Consider the following 15,535-nt stretch of genomic DNA (forward strand, 5'->3'; position numbering starts at 1 on the left):
TGATGCGGCGGCCCTGCGCCGCCCGCACTGATGCGGACCCGCCCTGCACGGGCGGGTCCTGCACCGAACAAGGGAGACATGCATGCGTATGAAGAACCTGCTGGCCGGGCTCGCCACGGCCTGCCTGCTGATGAGCGGCAACGTCCTGGCGGCCGACAGCACCGCCCCGACCTGGAAGCGCGGCATCGAAAACCAGCGCCAGGCCGACCTGGGCAACGGCACCTTCCTCAACCCGGTCTTCGCCGGCGACCGCCCCGATCCTTCGGTGCTCAAGGACGGTGACGATTACTACCTCACCCTGTCCTCGTTCGACGCCTACCCCGGCCTGCCGATCTGGCATTCGCGCGACCTGGTGAACTGGCAGCCGCTGGGCCATGCGATCACCAAGAACGTCGGCGCGATCTGGGCGCCGGACATCGTCAAGCATGGTGGCCGCTACTACATCTACTTTCCGGCGCGCACGGGTGAGACCCGCAGCAACTTCGTGGTCTGGTCCGACAATATCCGCGGGCCCTGGAGCGAACCGATCGACATCGGCCTGGGCGGCTACATCGACCCCGGCCACGCGGTGGGCGAAGACGGCAAGCGCTATCTGTTCCTTAGTGGCGGCGCCTACGTGCAGCTGGCGGACGACGGCCTGAGCGTGGTCGGCAAGCCCAAGCACGTGTACGACGGCTGGAAGTACCCGGAAAGCTGGGACGTGGAGGCTTACGCGCAGGAAGGCCCGAAGATCAATTTCCACAACGGCTGGTACTACATGACCACCGCCGTGGGCGGCACCGCCGGTCCGCCGACCGGGCACATGGTGATCACCGCGCGTTCGCGTTCGATCCATGGGCCGTGGGTGAACGCCCCGAACAACCCGATCACGCGGACGAAATCCGCGGCCGAGCCGTGGTGGTCGCGTGGCCACGCCACGGTGGTGGAAGGCACCGACGGGCGCTGGTGGATGATTTACCACGGCTATGAAAACGGCTATTGGACGCTCGGCCGCCAGGCGCTGCTGGAGCCGATCGAATGGACCGACGATGGCTGGTTCGTGGCCAAGGGCGGCGACCTGGGCCAGCCGCTGGCCAAGCCGTCGGGTGAGTCGGTGGGCCCGCACGGCATGGCGCTGTCGGACGACTTCAAGGGTCCGGCGCTGGGCGCGCAGTGGTCGTTCTTCAATCCGGCCCAGGACGAGTACCGCCGCCTGGACTTCAGCGGCGAGGGGCTGCTGCTGCAGGGCAAGGGCCAGACCCCGCGCGACAGCTCCCCGCTGACCGCCATCGCCGGCGACCAGGCGTACCAGTTCGAGGTCGAAATGGACATCGAACCCGGTGCGGTCGGCGGCGCCCTGCTCTACTACAGCGACAAGCTGTACGTAGGCGTGGGCAGCAACGGCGAGAAGTTCATCATGCACCGCTATGGCGAGGAACGACCCACCCAGCTGGCGCCCAGCGCCAAGGGTGGCAAGCTGTGGCTGCGGGTGACCAACAACCGGCACATCGTCACCATCCATTCCAGCACCGACGGCAAAACCTGGCAGAAGTACCCGGTTCAGATGGAAGTCTCCGGCTACCATCACAATGTGGCCGGGAAGTTCCTTGCCCTGAAGCCGGCCCTGTACGCTGCCGGCGACGGCAAGGTCCGTTTCCGCCAGTTCCGCTACCGCGCCCTCGATTGAGTGCGCCGGCAGCTTCCTTCGACCCCTTTCGGTTTGAACACATGTCACTGCGCACCAAGACCGACCCGCCATTGCACGGGTTGACCAAGGGCAAGGCCGCCACGATCAATGACATCGCGCGGCTGTCGGGTGTATCCAAGAAAACGGTTTCGCGGATCATCAACAACTCGCCACTGGTGCGCAAGGACACCCGCGACAAGGTCGAAGCGCTGATGCGCGAAGTCGGCTATACGCCGGACCCGCTCGCGCGCGGCCTGGCGTTCCGCCGCTCGTTCCTGATCGGCATGGTGTATGACAACCCCACTGCGCAGTACATCGTGGACATGCAGTACGGCGCCCTGGACGCATTGCGCGGCTCCAGTTTCGAGCTGGTGGTACACCCCTGCGATTCGCGCAGCCCCGGCTACATCGAGGGCGTGCGCCGCTTCGTGCAGCAGCAGAAGCTGCACGGGGTGATCCTGGTGCCGCGTGCGTCCGAAGACCAGGCGCTGGTGGACATGCTGGACGAGATCGGTTGCCGCTTCACGCGCATCGCCTCGCTGCCGCTGGACGACACCTCGCAGATGGTGGTCACCCATGACCGCGACGGCGCCGCCGAGGCCGCCGACTACCTGCTGTCACTGGGCCACCGCGACATCGCCCTGGTCACCGGCCCCAGCGCCTATCGCTCCGCGCACGAGCGCACCGCCGGCTTCATCGATGCCCTCGCCCAGCGCGGCATCGAACTGCCGCCCGGGCGCATCGTGGAGGCCGGTTACACCTTCGAATCCGGCGTGGCCGCGGCCGAGAAGCTGTTGCTGGGCAAGCAGCGCCCGACCGCCATCTTCACCGGCAACGACGAAATGGCCGCCGGCATCTACAAGGTCGCGCTGCGGGCGGGCATCAACATTCCGCGCCAGCTCTCGATCATCGGCTACGACGACAGCCCCCTGGCCTCGCGCCTGTGGCCCTCGCTGACCTCCGTGCGCCGCCACACCCGCGACACCGGGCGCACGGCCGCGGCGATGCTGATCCAGCCCGATGGCCAGGCCGCGCTGCAGATCGCCAGCGTGCGCCCGCACCTGATCGTGCGCGATTCCTGCCAGCCGCCGGAGGACTGACGCCGAAGGCGGCAGTCCGGTAGGTCACGACTGTTAGTCGTGACACATATCCGGGTCAACCTGGTCACGACCAACGGTCGTGACCTACTCGACGGTGCCGCGATGCAAAATGACACCGGTTTCCCCGCTGGGTACAATCAGCTGAAATCGCGCCGGGGCCGCCCCGTCGGCCCACCCCTGCTCTGGAGACGCCATGTACTGCAAGACCCACTACGCCACCCATCCCGACGCCATCAAGGGCGCCAGCAACGACGACCTGCGCGAGCTCTACCTGCTCGACGGCCTGTTCAACGCCGATGCGGTGACCCTGAAGTACACCCACTACGAGCGCTTCGTGCTCGGCGGTGCCGCCCCGGTCACCGGGCCGGTGGCGCTGCCCAAGCAGACCGAACCGGCCTCGGCCGCCGGCCATGCGTTCCTGGAGCGCCGCGAGCTGGGCGTGATCAACGTCGGCGCCGGCAGCGGCACGGTCACCGTCGACGGCACCGTGTTCAAGCTCGGTCCGAAGGACGGCCTGTACGTGGCCATGGGCAGCACCGACGTGGTGTTCGCCTCCGATGACGCCGCCACGCCGGCGCAGTTCTACTTGGCCTCGACCCCGGCGCATGCGCGCTTCGAGACCAAGGCGCTGTCGATCAAGGACGCGGTGGCCCTGGAGCGCGGCGCGCTGGAAACCAGCAACGAACGCACCATCTACCAGTACATCGTGCCGGCCACCTGCCAGTCCTCGCAGCTGCTGCTGGGCCTGACCGTGCTCAAGCCGGGCAGCGTCTGGAACACCATGCCGCCGCACCTGCACGACCGCCGCAGCGAGGTCTATTTCTACTTCGACCTGGGCCAGAACGACCGCGTGTACCACTTCATGGGCGAGCCGGACGCGCAGCGCCACATCGTGATCCAGAACAACGAAGCGGTGGTGTCCCCGCCGTGGTCCATCCACATGGGCGCCGGCACCAGCAACTACGCCTTCATCTGGGCGATGGGCGGCGAAAACCTGGATTACACCGACATGCACGTGCTGGACATCTGCCAGCTCAAGTGACCCATCCGCGCCGCCTGCATCACGCGGGCGGCGCGTGTCCCGCATTGGATAAGGACAGTAACCGCAATGGCTAATCCGTTCAGTCTGGAAGGCAAGATCGCACTCGTCACCGGTGGCAACACCGGCCTGGGGCAGGGCATCGCCGTGGCACTGGCACAGGCCGGTGCCGACGTCGCCGTGGCCGGCATCGCGCCGCCCACCGACACCATCGCCAGGATCACCGCGCTGGGCCGCCGCTGCCTGGCGGTGGAAGCGAACCTGATCAGCATCGAACCGGTGGAGCGCGTCGTGCGCGAAACCATCGAAGGCCTCGGCGGCCTGGACATCCTGGTCAACAACGCCGGTCTGATCCGCCGCGCCGACGCAGTGGACTTCAGCGAGCAGGACTGGGATGACGTCATGAACGTCAACATCAAGTCCGCCTTCTTCATCTCGCAGGCCGCTGGCCGCCACTTCATCGCACAGGGCCGCGGCAAGATCATCAACATCGCTTCGATGCTGTCCTTCCAGGGCGGTATCCGCGTGCCGTCGTACACCGCCAGCAAGAGCGGCATCGCAGGCATCACCCGCCTGCTGGCCAACGAATGGGCAGGCAAGGGCATCAACGTCAACGCCATCGCCCCGGGCTACATGGCCACCGACAACACCGCCGCACTGCGCGCCGACGAGGACCGCAACAAGTCCATCCTCGACCGCATTCCGGCCGGTCGTTGGGGCACGCCGGAAGACCTGGCCGGTACGGCGGTGTTCCTGGCGTCCAGCGCATCGGACTACGTCAACGGCTCGGTCATTCCGGTGGATGGGGGTTGGCTGGCGAGATGACGTGCGGGTATCGACCAACGGTCGATACCTACCGTCCGCTGGGATTGCGGCAGGTACCGACCGTTGGTCGGTACGTGCCGGGAAATGTCCAAACGGTAGCGTCGGCCGTTGGCCGGCCGCCTTCTGCAGGAGCCCGAACATGCATCGCGTCTTGCTCCCGTTTCTGCTGTTGTTGGCGGCCGGCACCGCGCATGCCGCACCCCACCGCGTCTTCATCGCGGGGGACTCCACCGCCGCCGAGTACGGCCCCGAGCGGGCACCGCAGGCCGGTTGGGGGCAGGCGTTGCAGAGCTACCTCGACCCCGCCGTGTGGGAGGTACGCAACCACGCCAAAGGCGGCCGCAGCACCCGCAGCTTCATCGAGGAAAAACGCCTCGATGCCATCACTGCCGACCTCAAGCCCGGCGACGTGCTGCTGATCCAGTTCGGCCACAACGACGCCAAGTTCGAAGACCCCACCCGCTACAACGAGCCGGTCACCGCCTACCCGCAGTACCTGCTGCGCTACGTGCAGCTGGCCCGCGACAAGGGCGCCACGCCGGTGCTCATCACGCCGGTGGCGCGGCTGCTGTACGACTTCGGTTCGCTGCTGGATACGCACGGGCTGTACACGCAGTCGATGAAGCAGCTGGCCGAACGCGAGCAGGTGGCGCTGATTGATCTCAACGCCAGCTCCACCCGCTGGATCCGCGCGCTGGGCGAGCAGGGCGCCAAACCCTACTTCCTGTTCGTGCCCGAACAGAACAAGGCCGACGGCACCCACTTCAGCGTGGCCGGCGCCACTGCCGTAGCCTGCCTGGTCGTCCGCGACTGGGTGGCATTGAAGCCCGAGCTGAAACCGGCCTTGAAGCGCGATATCGATTGCGACGTGAGCCAGCCCGCAGGGCAGGGCGGCGACCCCGCCAAACCCTCGCGCGTGGTGCACGAACGCGATATCGCGATTCCCCAGCCAGGCCCGCACGGCGGCGCCGGCCCGACCACCGCGTACCCGTTCTTCGCCGATGACAGGGACCTGCCGTTCGTCCTCCGCAAGCGCGTGCTGCACAAGGGCGCGGGCATCGGCCTGCACCCGCAGCACAAGGACGAGATCTATTACATCGTCAGCGGGCAGGGCAGCTACGTGCTGGATGGCAAACAGTACGACGTGGCGGCAGGCGATGCGCTGCTGACCCGGGTGGGTAGCCTGCATGCACTGCAGCAGGTGGGAGAGCAGGATCTGGTGGTGCTGTTGGCGTATCCGCGCTGATGAGCAGCCGGGCAGAGCCCGGCGCTACCCGTTGCCAACCTTCAAATGCTTCAGGAGCTTTTGAAGGATAGGTGCGCAACCTTCAAAAGCCCGGTGAGTTGCGTCACCGCGTGAGCGTTGATGGAGGCGCGTTACCTCACACGTCGCCGCCGTCCGCCCAGCCTTCGCCGGTGCCCTTCTGGAACACGTGGTCGCCGTCCTGGACGTCACCCGCAGGCAGATGCTCCTGCGTTTCCAGCGCCGCATAGATCGGGGTGAAGTCCGGCGCGGTGGCTTCCATCAACTGCTCGTAGCTGTCGATGACGAAGTAGGTCTTCTGGAACGTGTCGATGCGGTAGCGGGTGCGCATGATCCGCTCCAGGTCGAACTCGATCCGGTTCGGCGCCGCCGACTCCAGCGAGTACAGCGATTCGCCCTTGGACGAGACGATGCCCGCGCCGTAGATGCGCAGCCCTTCGGGCGTATTGATCAGACCGAACTCCACCGTGTACCAGTACAGGCGGGTGAGGTGCTGCAGTGCCTCTGGCCCGATAGCGTGTGCCTTCACGCCGCCACGGCCGTAGGCGGCCATGTAGTCGGCGAACACCGGGTTCATCAGCAGCGGCACGTGACCGAACAGGTCGTGGAACATGTCCGGCTCGGCGATGTAGTCGATCTGGTCCGGGCGGCGGATCCACCAGGTCACCGGGAAGCGGCGGTTGGCCAGGTGGTCAAAGAAGTCGAGTTCCGGCAGCAGGCCCTCCACGCCGACCAGGGTCCAGCCGGTGGCCGCGCCCAGCACTTCGTTGAGCTGGTCGAAGCGCGGAATCATGTGCGCGTTCATGCCCATCTCGTCCTGTGCCTGCAGGAACTCCTTGCTGGCACGCCCCTCCAGCAGCGCACGCTGGCGCTGGTACAGGGTGCTCCAGGTGGCGTGGTCGTCAGCGGTGTAGCTGTCCCAAGGCTGTTCCACCACGGCGGTGGTATACACCGGCACGTATCCCTTGTCGGTCTGCTGGTGTTCGACGCGGCGTGGGGCGGTGGCGGTTTCCATCACGGTGGGCTCCTCGGAAGTCATCTACTGATCCTAGGGCAGGGCGCGCGCAAGAGGATTGCAAAGTTGCGCGGATCTGCCGATCTGGCGCAATATCGTTGCGTCCAATCAATGTTGCGGAGCAGCAATGTCCGGAGATGCCCAGTTCGACCGCACGGATCTGCGTCTTCTGGCGGAGATCCAGCAACATGGCCGCGCCACCAACGCGGAACTGGCCGCGCGGGTGAACCTGTCCCCGTCGGCGTGCCTGCGCCGCGTGCAGCGGCTGGAGAGCGAGGGGGTGATCGCCGGGTATGGCGCACGGCTGGAGCCGCGCCGGATCGGCCTGGGGCTGCAGGCCTTCGTGCGCGTGCAGCTGGAGAAGCACGACCAGCACGCCATCGGCGTGTTCGCCGACAGCGTGGTGGACTGGGATGAGGTGGTGGCCTGCCATGCGCTGACTGGCGATATGGACTACCTGCTGCACATCTACGTGCGCGACCTGGAGCACTTCTCCAGCTTCCTGCTCGACAAGCTGCTCAACGCGGCGGGCGTGGCCGACGTGAATTCCAGCTTCGTGCTGCGCACCGTGAAGGACTTCAGGGCGCTGCCGTTGTCGCAACTTGAATGAGCGGTTCGCGACGCGAACCGCTCATTCAAGCTGGTAGAGCCGACTGTTAGTCGGCAGCTCTTCGCCAGGACATCCGTCAACTTCGATCAGGAGCAGCCGACTAACAGTCGGCTCTACCCAGTCGCCTCTACCAGTCGGCGCGAACAAGCCACACGCACGCTTGGGCCTTCAGCCCTCGCATTTCTCTTTGCGCCCCATCAACTTGCCCACGCGCGAGGGTTCATCGCACTTCGGCGTCGGCTTCGGCGGGGCCGCTGCGGCGGCACGGGCGCGCTGCAGCTGCTCGATCTTGGCGCGAATCTGCGGCATGGCCGCCATCGCGGCCTTCTCGCCTTCCAGGATCGCGTAGCCGCGCTGGCTGAAATCGGCCGCGCCGATGTCCAGCACCTTGGGGCGGATGATGATGTCGGCGCGCGCCAGTTCCTGCTCGCCCAGGCGCTGGCCCATGATCGAGATCGATTGGTTGACGATGCCCAGCATGCCGGTCGGCGACTTGCCGCTGGCCTTGCTCGAAATGTCCACGGCGATGACGAAGTCGGCGCCCAGCTGGCGCGCGGCATCCACCGGCACGGGGCTGACCACGCCGCCGTCGACGAACATGTTGTTGCCGATCTTCACCGGCTCGAACACGCCCGGAATGCTGCTGGAGGCGCGCACGGCCTGGCCCACGTTGCCGCGCACGAACACCGCGCGATCGCCGGTGTCCAGGTTGGTGGCCACGGCCGCAAACGGCTTCTTCAGCTTCTCGGCCGGGCGGTTGCCGACCTGGGCGTTGACGTAGTCCTGCAGCTTCTGGCCCTGGACCAGCCCGCCGGAGAACAGGCGGACGTCGCGGATGCTCGCCTCGTCCAGCGCCACCGCCTTGGACTGCATCTGGAAGGCGTCCATGCCGCTGGCATAGAGGGCGCCGACCACGCTGCCGGCGCTGGTACCGGACACCACCACCGGCTCGAAGCCGTTGGCCTCCAGCATCTTGATCACGCCGATATGGGCAAAGCCCTTGGCCGCACCGCCACCGAGCGCGATGCCGATCTTCACCGGCTTGGCGGGCGCCACGGGCGTGGCCACCGGGGGCGGGGTCGGGCGGACGGCTTCACCACCGCAACCAGCCAGCAAGCCGAGCAGGGCAACGGACAGCGTAAGACGGGTACGGCGGAAGGCGGTCATGGGCGTGGCAAAAGTGAATGGGGAACGAAGGACGGCAGCATAGCGTCTGTCGCAAGGCGCCGGGGCGCGATCTTCCGCATCATTCAGCGCGGATAACGAAGAGGCCCGCTTGCGCGGGCCTCTGTGCCTTTCGGCCAAATGTACTGCATGTGCCTTTCGGCCAACGCACGCAGTCTAAGCACACCCCAGTAGATGTGCAACCGAGCGGCTCAACTGAATCGATTCATTTTCTCTATGCATATCAAGAGCTTGAATCAATTTCAGGACGTTCCAAGCGGCTGGCCATGCAATCGTCTTTCGAATCAATTTGCGACACGTCGATCGAGTGCTCCAGAAGCGCTTGGCATCCGATGGCCTTGATCAATGCGTGCTGTATGGATCGGAGGCATTCTTCCGAGATCCTCGGCGGCGGTTCACCGCGCCGGTTCAGGGGTCTCAGTCGATTGCGGTCCACGGTCTGGACCATATTGGACTTTGCCCAGCAGATCTGAGCGCGGCTGTATCTGATCAGGTTGGGAAGCGCCTCATGACCGAGCCGTATATGCAGCCCTCTGGCTTCGCCTGTCTTGCGCGGATTGTTGTGGCCATCCTGCGTGGTGCTGATGGGAACAACCACGTACTGGCCTTTGTGATCACCGAGGATGACCACAGGTCGCGGCTTCTGGATCTCAAAGGGAATAGGCCCCTGGAACTCGTCCCGGACATACTCCGCTCTACCATTTTCACCTGACGCGACCGGGCGCCCATCCTGACCAAGAAGGGGCCGATACGTGCCAAACACACACTCGTAGATCTCTCCGCGCTTGATCCGGGAATTCATTGCTGGGCCCATTGCATCGTCGCCGGGTTGTAGCACCGCCAGCGCACAGGCATAGGTACCAGCTCACCCTTCCGCGAAGAATCTCCCGTGGCGCTGGAAATGCGCGCAGAAGGCGGTTGTCGCTGCCGGCCAAGCACCGGCAGCCTGACCCGATGCGGCAATGGCCGCGAATCACACCAAGCCAGCCTTCCGGGCGCCGGCTCAAGGCTGGTGCCACCGGCCCGTCAGGCGCCTCTCGGCCTTCACATCTGAGGCCGCAAATCTTGGTAATGAAAGATGTAATTTGCGACGGTGTTGTTGTACTGCAACAATTGTCTGGTAGCGCCGGTCCACCACCCCTCCCAACACAGCCTAATCGCCATGTTCCCGAACCGCACTGCCCACGGCCGCACCGCGTCCGTGCACCCCCTCGTTGTCGCTCTTGCCGCCCTGCTGCCATTGACGGCCGCAGCCCAGGACGCCCCCGCCGCCAAGGATCCGGTCGCGCTCGACACCCTGCAGGTCACGGCCCAGCGCCGTGTCGAGAACGCCAAGGACGTGCCGGTGTCGATCTCGGCCATCCAGGGCGAGAAGCTCGATGTGCTCGGTTCGGCCGGCGACGACATCCGCTTCCTGTCGGCCCGCGTGCCGAGCCTGAACATCGAATCGTCCTACGGTCGTGCCTTCCCGCGCTTCTACATCCGCGGGCTGGGCAACACCGATTTCGATCTCAATGCCTCGCAGCCGGTGTCGCTGGTGTATGACGATGTGGTGCAGGAAAGCCCGCTGCTGAAGGGCTTCCCGCTGTTCGATCTGGCCGGCGTGGAAGTACTGCGCGGCCCGCAGGGCACCCTGTTCGGGCGCAACACCCCGGCCGGCGTGGTCAAGTTCGACTCGGCCCGTCCGTCGCAGGACGCCGATGGTTACGTCAAAGTCTCCTACGGCACCTATGACACCTGGAACACCCAGGCGGCCTACGGCGGCCCGCTGACCGACCGCTGGTCCGCGCGCGTGTCGGCGCTGTACCAGCGCCGCGACAACTACGTCGACAACACCCGCCCGAATGCACCGGCGGAAGGCTTTGAAGGCTATGACGAATCCGCCGGCCGCGTGCAGTTCCTGTACGAAGGCGATGAATTCGAGGCGCTGTTCAACCTGCACAAGCGCAAGCTCAACGGCACCGCGCGCCTGTTCCGCGCCAACATCATCCAGCCGGGCAGCAACGCGCTGGTGGAGAACTTCGACCGCGACAAGGTCTCCAACGACGGCGAGAACTTCTCCGAGCTGGACACCTGGGGCGGCAGCGCGCGCCTGCAGTGGAACCTGGGCAGCGTGACGCTGCACTCGATCACCGGCTATGAAACCGCCGAGTCGCTCAACCACGGCGACATCGACGGCGGCTACGGCGCCAGCTTCCTGGGTGCGGGCAACTACGGCCCGGGCTTCATTCCGTTCCCGTCCGAATCGGCCGACGGCCTGCCGCACCACCGCCAGTGGACCCAGGAATTCCGCGTGGAATCCAACGAATGGGGCCGCTTCGACTGGCAGGCGGGCGTGTTCTACTTCGATGAAGACGTCACCATCGACAGCTTCAACTACGACTCGCTGACCCCGGGCAACCCGCAGACCGGCCACGCGGTGCAGAGCCAGCGCAACAAGGCGTGGGCGGCCTTCGCCTCGGGTGACTTCGACGTCACCGACAAGTTCAAGCTGCGCGGCGGCCTGCGCTACACGCAGGACAAGAAGGACTTCACCGCCAGCGTGCTGCAGGCCGTGCCGGGCGGTACGCCGGTCAGCGGTACGTACCTGGCCAACACCGACGTCAACGACGTCAGCTGGGACCTGAGCGGCGTCTACCAGGTCACGGACAACTTCAATGCGTATGCGCGTGTTGCGAAGGGCTTCCGTGCGCCGTCCATCCAGGGTCGTTTGGCCTTCGGTGGCGTCTCGCAGGCCGATTCGGAGAAGGTGATCTCGTACGAAATCGGCGTCAAGGCCGACCTGTTCGATCGCCGCGCCCGCCTGGGCTTCAACATCTTCCGCTACAACGTGGATGGCCAGCAGCTCATCGCGGTGGGCGGCAGCAATAACACCGCCACCCTGCTCAACGCCGACAAGACCATCGGCCAGGGCGCCGAGCTGGACTTCGAGGCCTACCTCACCGACCACGTCCTGCTCACCCTGGGCAGCAGCTACAACGACACCGAGATCAAGGACCGCGATCTGGCGGTGGCGATCTGCGGTGGCGGCTGCACCATCACCGACCCGACCACGGTGATCAACGGTGGCACCTACGCGCTGGTCAACGGCAACCCGTTGCCGCAGGCGCCGAAGTGGATCCACAACATGACGCTGCGTGCCGGCTTCCCGATCACCGATGCCAGCGAACTGTACGTCTACACCGACTGGGCGTACCGCAGCGCGGTGAACTTCTTCCTGTACGAGTCGCCGGAATTCCGCAGCCGCTCGTCGCTGGAAGGCGGCCTGCGCCTGGGCTACAACTGGGATTACGGCCAGTACGACGTGGCTGCGTTCGGTCGCAACCTGACCAACCAGACCCGCGTGGTGGGTGCGATCGACTTCAACAACCTGACCGGCTTCCTCAACGAGCCGCGTACGTTTGGCGTGGAGTTCACGGCGAAATTCTGATCGCCTGACAACCGCTAGGTGCCCACCGTTGGTGGGTACGCATCAAAAACGGCGCGGATTTTTCCGCGCCGTTTTCATTGCTGGGCGTGCAACAATCAGAGCGCGCTGGCAGGTCGGACCTTCAGCACGGTCTCTTCCGCCGCGCAATCGCGGCTGACGCTCGCGCCGGCCTTTCGCGCCGCCGCGATTTCCTTTCTCGCGGCCAGCAGATCGCGGTTGAACTCGGCGTTGTCGTGCAACCGCGCCACCGCAGCCGCGCCCATGAAGCGGCCTTCCAGAATGTCGCTCTGCCAGTGCACGTTGCACACCAGCCGGCTCTCGCCATAGTTGCGGCCGCGTGCCTGGATGGCGTCGGCGCGCTCGGGCACGATCTCGGACAGGATCAACGCCCACGCCCAGCCGATCGAGGTGTGCCCGGACGGGTACGAACCGTTCTTGCGCAGGCCCTCGTCATCTTCCGGCGTGCAGGTGGGTTCACCGTTGACCATGAACGGTCGCGCGCGTTCGTAATGATGCTTGGCACTGCGCGTGGCGGCGCTGGCATCAATGCGGCTGCGCTCGAGCAGGCGGTACAGGGCGGGGGTCTTCTGCGCGTCCACGTCCAGCCCGATCGCGCAGGCGAACTGATTCGCACCTTCCGGGAAGCCAAGCTCCGCGTCGCGATGTGCCTGCGCGAAGCGCGGCGTGTCGCGCAGCGCGCGTGCCTCGCGACTGACCTGCTCATCCAGCGCGAACCCGGCCGAGCCCGCCGCCGGCGGGGCCGGTACCAGGGCCATGCTGTCCGGCACCGCGTCCGCTGCCAGATAGCCCACCGCCTTGGTCAGCACCGACGCCTCCACCGGGGTGGTCGGCGGGGTCACCGTGGCACAGCCGGCCAGCGCCGCGATCAGGGCGGTGGCCAGCAGGGGGCGCAGAAAGCGTGCGGAGGCGGCAGCGTGCATCGGCAGATCTCAAAAGCATGAAGTGCGCATGATCGCAGCTTCGCCAACCCCTGCCAGCGGCCAAGGGTCATGCCGCCAAATCCGGCATGACGCACTGCAGCGCAGCCCTGGGAGTCGTTTCAAATGATAGGAACCCTCTACTGGTTCACGGATTGAGATATCCAGCCGGCATAGCTTCTCCTTCGGTGCGGTCACTTGTCACAGGGATCTGGATAGATGAGGCCCAGGGGCGAGGGGGCGCCAGCAATCAGGGGGAATCACCGGTAGAGCGGGGCTCTGCCCCGCTTCTCGTAGCGTGGGGCTCTGCCCCCTTCTCGTAGAGCGGGGCTCTGCCCCGCTGTTCAAAGGGAGACACAGAATGCAAAGCAATGCAGTGGGGAAGGGCGCTGGCCTGGCCCTGGGCCTGATGCTGGCGTGTGGCAGCGCACACGCGGCCGACGTGGTCGGGGTGGCATTCGTGCACGGCACCGGCAAGCAGACCGACGCGCGGACCGATTACTGGCAGCCGGCGATCATCGACACAGTGCGCCAGGGGCTGCCCAACAGCGCCAACTACACCGTGATCAACTGCGACTTCGAGCAGTACATGTGGAAGCCCGAAGCCGCCGGTTGCCTGGCAGGGCAGCTGACCAGCTTCATCAACAGCAAGGGCATCACCAAGCTGGTGGTGATCACCCATTCCAATGGCGGCAACGTGGTGCGCTGGATCCTCTCCAACCCCACGTACGACAGCCGCTACCCGAAGATCATCCAGACCATCAGCAAGGTCACCGCGCTGGCGCCGTCGTCGGCCGGTACGCCGCTGGCCGACGCCGTTCTCAACGGCAATGCGTTCGAGGCCTCGGTGGGCTGGCTGCTGGGCTACCAGAACGATGCGGTACGCATGCAGCAGGTCGGCTGGATGGCCACCTACAACGCGCAGAACCTGTACGGCACCGCCGGCCGCCCGGCGCTGCCCAAGCCGTTCCGCGCCGTGGTGGGCTCGGATGTGGAATCGGCCGTGTGGGACAGCAACAGCTACTGCGGTGGCTATGCGCAGAACGTGGGTCTGGAGTTGACGCAGAACTGGTTGAACAGCTGCTCCGATGGCTTCCTGGAATGCAGCAGCCAGAAGGCCGCCGGCACGGTGCTGTTTACCGACAAGGCGCGCACCAACGGCGCCGAGCCGCTCAGCCACAACCAGAGCCGCCGTGAATGCTTCGGCCTCGGCGCGATCCTGCGCAACGACCTGACCCTGTGAGGAACACGCCATGACTTCAAGACTGATGATTGCAGTGGCCGTGGCTTCGGCGCTGTTCACGCTTCCCCTGCAGGCGGCACAACCGCTGCAGGCCGCGCGCGGCACCGACCAGGTCGCTCCGCGCGTGGAACGCGCGCCCCTGCCCGATGCGACCATCGAACGCGCCCCGGTGCGCTTCGCCTGGGCGCTGGATCCGGACCAGGCGCTGTCCGCACCGGCACCGTTCACCGCGTTGAGCCGCAGCTACTGGAACACCGTGGATGCGGCCACCCTGCAGCAGGGCCTTGAGCTGCCGCTGACCGCCGCCGATGCGGTGATCCAGGTCAGCCCGGTGCAAGGGGCGCGCGCGCTGGACGTGGAGCAGTTGCAGGTGCGCGACCCGGCCGGTGCGCTGGCGCTGGACAAGGTGGTCGACGCGCAGCAGCTGCGCGCGGCGGGCATGGGCGTGGGTGAGGGAACAGCCATGGCCCGCACCGGCGCCAGCGCGGCGGTGGGCACCTACCGCCTGCAGGCGCCGCAGGCGCAGGGGCGCTACGTGGTACAGGTGCTGGAGCCCAACAGCCCGATTTCCCTGCGCCTTCAGGCCGACCGGCAGCAGGTGCTGGCGGGCGGCAGCGTGGTGCTGAGCGCGCGCCTGCAACATGACGGCGGCAGCACGGCCCTGGCGGCCGGGCGTTCGGTGGCGCGCGCGTTGCCGGCCGGCGGCGAAGCGCTGCTGGTGGCCCCTGATGGCCGCAGCTGGCCGGTGCCGCTGGTGGCGGGCAAGGACGGGCTGAGCGCGCGCGTGACCCTTCCCGCCGACATCGGCCAGGCGCAGGGCCTGTGGGAACTGCAGGCCTTCGTTTCCGCCCAGGGCGTGCAGCGTGATGCCAAGGTGGCCTTCGCCGTGGCCCAGCCGACCGCGCGCTTCAGCGGCCAGGCCGAGGTGGACGCGGCACGGCGTCAGGTGCGGCTGCCCGTGCAGATCGGCGCGCCCGGCCGCTACGAGGCCCGCGGCACGCTGCACGCCACTGGACCGGATGGAAAGCTGCACCCGGTCGCACAGGCGCACAGCGCGGCCTGGTTCGACGCGGCAGGCGCAGGCGAACTGCTGCTGGCGTTCGACACGGTGGCGCTGCCGCGCGGCTACGCCGCCCCGTTCGAGCTGCGCGACCTGCAACTGCAGGACCAGAGCCGGATGGCACCGATCGAGAGCCGGGCGGTCGCGGTGCGGTTCTGAG

General features: G+C 66.4%; 13 protein-coding genes. 9 read left to right on the forward strand and 4 right to left on the reverse strand.

What is annotated here, in order from left to right; genetic code table 11:
- Positions 1-130: 130 nt before the first annotated feature.
- From ACOZHM_RS06330 to ACOZHM_RS06350, 5 genes are all read left to right on the forward strand, one after another.
- Positions 131-1,666 (forward strand): family 43 glycosylhydrolase, encoded by a 1,536-nt coding sequence (locus ACOZHM_RS06330; RefSeq protein ID WP_421568613.1) that lies wholly within the window; start codon positions 131-133, stop codon positions 1,664-1,666.
- A gap of 41 nt (positions 1,667-1,707) precedes the next feature.
- Entirely contained in the window at positions 1,708-2,766 is a 1,059-nt protein-coding gene (locus ACOZHM_RS06335; RefSeq protein ID WP_421568257.1) for a LacI family DNA-binding transcriptional regulator, read from the forward strand.
- 193 nt (positions 2,767-2,959) lie between these two features.
- Complete coding sequence (kduI, locus tag ACOZHM_RS06340; protein WP_421568258.1) at positions 2,960-3,808, forward strand: 5-dehydro-4-deoxy-D-glucuronate isomerase; 849 nt, start codon at positions 2,960-2,962, stop codon at positions 3,806-3,808.
- A 66-nt stretch (positions 3,809-3,874) separates the two neighbouring features.
- Positions 3,875-4,630 (forward strand): 2-dehydro-3-deoxy-D-gluconate 5-dehydrogenase KduD, encoded by a 756-nt coding sequence (gene kduD / locus ACOZHM_RS06345; protein ID WP_421568259.1) that lies wholly within the window; start codon positions 3,875-3,877, stop codon positions 4,628-4,630.
- A gap of 139 nt (positions 4,631-4,769) precedes the next feature.
- Complete coding sequence (locus ACOZHM_RS06350; protein WP_421568260.1) at positions 4,770-5,876, forward strand: GDSL-type esterase/lipase family protein; 1,107 nt, start codon at positions 4,770-4,772, stop codon at positions 5,874-5,876.
- A 136-nt stretch (positions 5,877-6,012) separates the two neighbouring features.
- Here the strand turns inward: ACOZHM_RS06350 and phhA are convergent, their stop codons facing one another.
- Complete coding sequence (gene phhA / locus ACOZHM_RS06355) at positions 6,013-6,909, reverse strand: phenylalanine 4-monooxygenase (RefSeq protein WP_421568614.1); 897 nt, start codon at positions 6,907-6,909, stop codon at positions 6,013-6,015.
- A gap of 127 nt (positions 6,910-7,036) precedes the next feature.
- Between phhA and ACOZHM_RS06360 the strand changes: the two genes are divergently transcribed.
- Positions 7,037-7,519 carry an Lrp/AsnC family transcriptional regulator gene (locus tag ACOZHM_RS06360; protein WP_068848115.1) on the forward strand — a complete coding sequence of 161 codons (483 nt, stop codon included), beginning with the start codon at positions 7,037-7,039 and terminating at the stop codon, positions 7,517-7,519.
- A 168-nt stretch (positions 7,520-7,687) separates the two neighbouring features.
- On the opposite strand, the gene ACOZHM_RS06365 is transcribed toward ACOZHM_RS06360, so the two are convergent.
- Both ACOZHM_RS06365 and ACOZHM_RS06370 read right to left on the reverse strand, forming a co-directional pair.
- Positions 7,688-8,686 carry a patatin-like phospholipase family protein gene (locus tag ACOZHM_RS06365; RefSeq protein ID WP_421568262.1) on the reverse strand — a complete coding sequence of 333 codons (999 nt, stop codon included), beginning with the start codon at positions 8,684-8,686 and terminating at the stop codon, positions 7,688-7,690.
- A gap of 241 nt (positions 8,687-8,927) precedes the next feature.
- Positions 8,928-9,506, reverse strand: a complete 579-nt coding sequence (locus ACOZHM_RS06370; protein ID WP_421568264.1) for a type II toxin-antitoxin system PemK/MazF family toxin — start codon at positions 9,504-9,506, stop codon at positions 8,928-8,930.
- Positions 9,507-9,866: 360 nt separating this feature from the next.
- Here ACOZHM_RS06370 and ACOZHM_RS06375 point away from each other — a divergent pair, with 360 nt between their 5' ends.
- Positions 9,867-12,134: a TonB-dependent receptor gene (locus ACOZHM_RS06375; protein ID WP_421568265.1), complete on the forward strand. Its 2,268-nt coding sequence runs from the start codon at positions 9,867-9,869 to the stop codon at positions 12,132-12,134.
- Positions 12,135-12,229: 95 nt separating this feature from the next.
- Here the strand turns inward: ACOZHM_RS06375 and ACOZHM_RS06380 are convergent, their stop codons facing one another.
- Positions 12,230-13,075 (reverse strand): acid phosphatase, encoded by an 846-nt coding sequence (locus ACOZHM_RS06380; protein ID WP_421568266.1) that lies wholly within the window; start codon positions 13,073-13,075, stop codon positions 12,230-12,232.
- Positions 13,076-13,433: 358 nt separating this feature from the next.
- Between ACOZHM_RS06380 and ACOZHM_RS06385 the strand changes: the two genes are divergently transcribed.
- The gene (locus tag ACOZHM_RS06385; RefSeq protein WP_421568267.1) at positions 13,434-14,315 is read left to right on the forward strand and encodes a hypothetical protein; all 882 of its coding nucleotides are present in this window, start codon (positions 13,434-13,436) and stop codon (positions 14,313-14,315) included.
- A gap of 10 nt (positions 14,316-14,325) precedes the next feature.
- Positions 14,326-15,534: a DUF4785 domain-containing protein gene (locus ACOZHM_RS06390; protein ID WP_421568268.1), complete on the forward strand. Its 1,209-nt coding sequence runs from the start codon at positions 14,326-14,328 to the stop codon at positions 15,532-15,534.
- Position 15,535 lies beyond the last annotated feature (1 nt).

This window comes from Stenotrophomonas sp. PD6, from assembly GCF_049199305.1.
Lineage (GTDB): Bacteria > Pseudomonadota > Gammaproteobacteria > Xanthomonadales > Xanthomonadaceae > Stenotrophomonas.

Coding starts and splice junctions, on each gene's coding strand:
- ACOZHM_RS06365 (WP_421568262.1), bottom strand. CDS start 8,686: ATGACCGCCTTCCGCCGTACCCGTCTTACGCTGTCCGTTGCCCTGCTC.
- ACOZHM_RS06360 (WP_068848115.1), top strand. CDS start 7,037: ATGTCCGGAGATGCCCAGTTCGACCGCACGGATCTGCGTCTTCTGGCG.
- ACOZHM_RS06385 (WP_421568267.1), top strand. CDS start 13,434: ATGCAAAGCAATGCAGTGGGGAAGGGCGCTGGCCTGGCCCTGGGCCTG.
- ACOZHM_RS06390 (WP_421568268.1), top strand. CDS start 14,326: ATGACTTCAAGACTGATGATTGCAGTGGCCGTGGCTTCGGCGCTGTTC.
- ACOZHM_RS06330 (WP_421568613.1), top strand. CDS start 131: ATGAGCGGCAACGTCCTGGCGGCCGACAGCACCGCCCCGACCTGGAAG.
- ACOZHM_RS06370 (WP_421568264.1), bottom strand. CDS start 9,506: ATGAATTCCCGGATCAAGCGCGGAGAGATCTACGAGTGTGTGTTTGGC.
- ACOZHM_RS06380 (WP_421568266.1), bottom strand. CDS start 13,075: ATGCACGCTGCCGCCTCCGCACGCTTTCTGCGCCCCCTGCTGGCCACC.
- kduI (WP_421568258.1), top strand. CDS start 2,960: ATGTACTGCAAGACCCACTACGCCACCCATCCCGACGCCATCAAGGGC.
- kduD (WP_421568259.1), top strand. CDS start 3,875: ATGGCTAATCCGTTCAGTCTGGAAGGCAAGATCGCACTCGTCACCGGT.
- ACOZHM_RS06350 (WP_421568260.1), top strand. CDS start 4,770: ATGCATCGCGTCTTGCTCCCGTTTCTGCTGTTGTTGGCGGCCGGCACC.
- phhA (WP_421568614.1), bottom strand. CDS start 6,909: ATGGAAACCGCCACCGCCCCACGCCGCGTCGAACACCAGCAGACCGAC.
- ACOZHM_RS06335 (WP_421568257.1), top strand. CDS start 1,708: ATGTCACTGCGCACCAAGACCGACCCGCCATTGCACGGGTTGACCAAG.
- ACOZHM_RS06375 (WP_421568265.1), top strand. CDS start 9,867: ATGTTCCCGAACCGCACTGCCCACGGCCGCACCGCGTCCGTGCACCCC.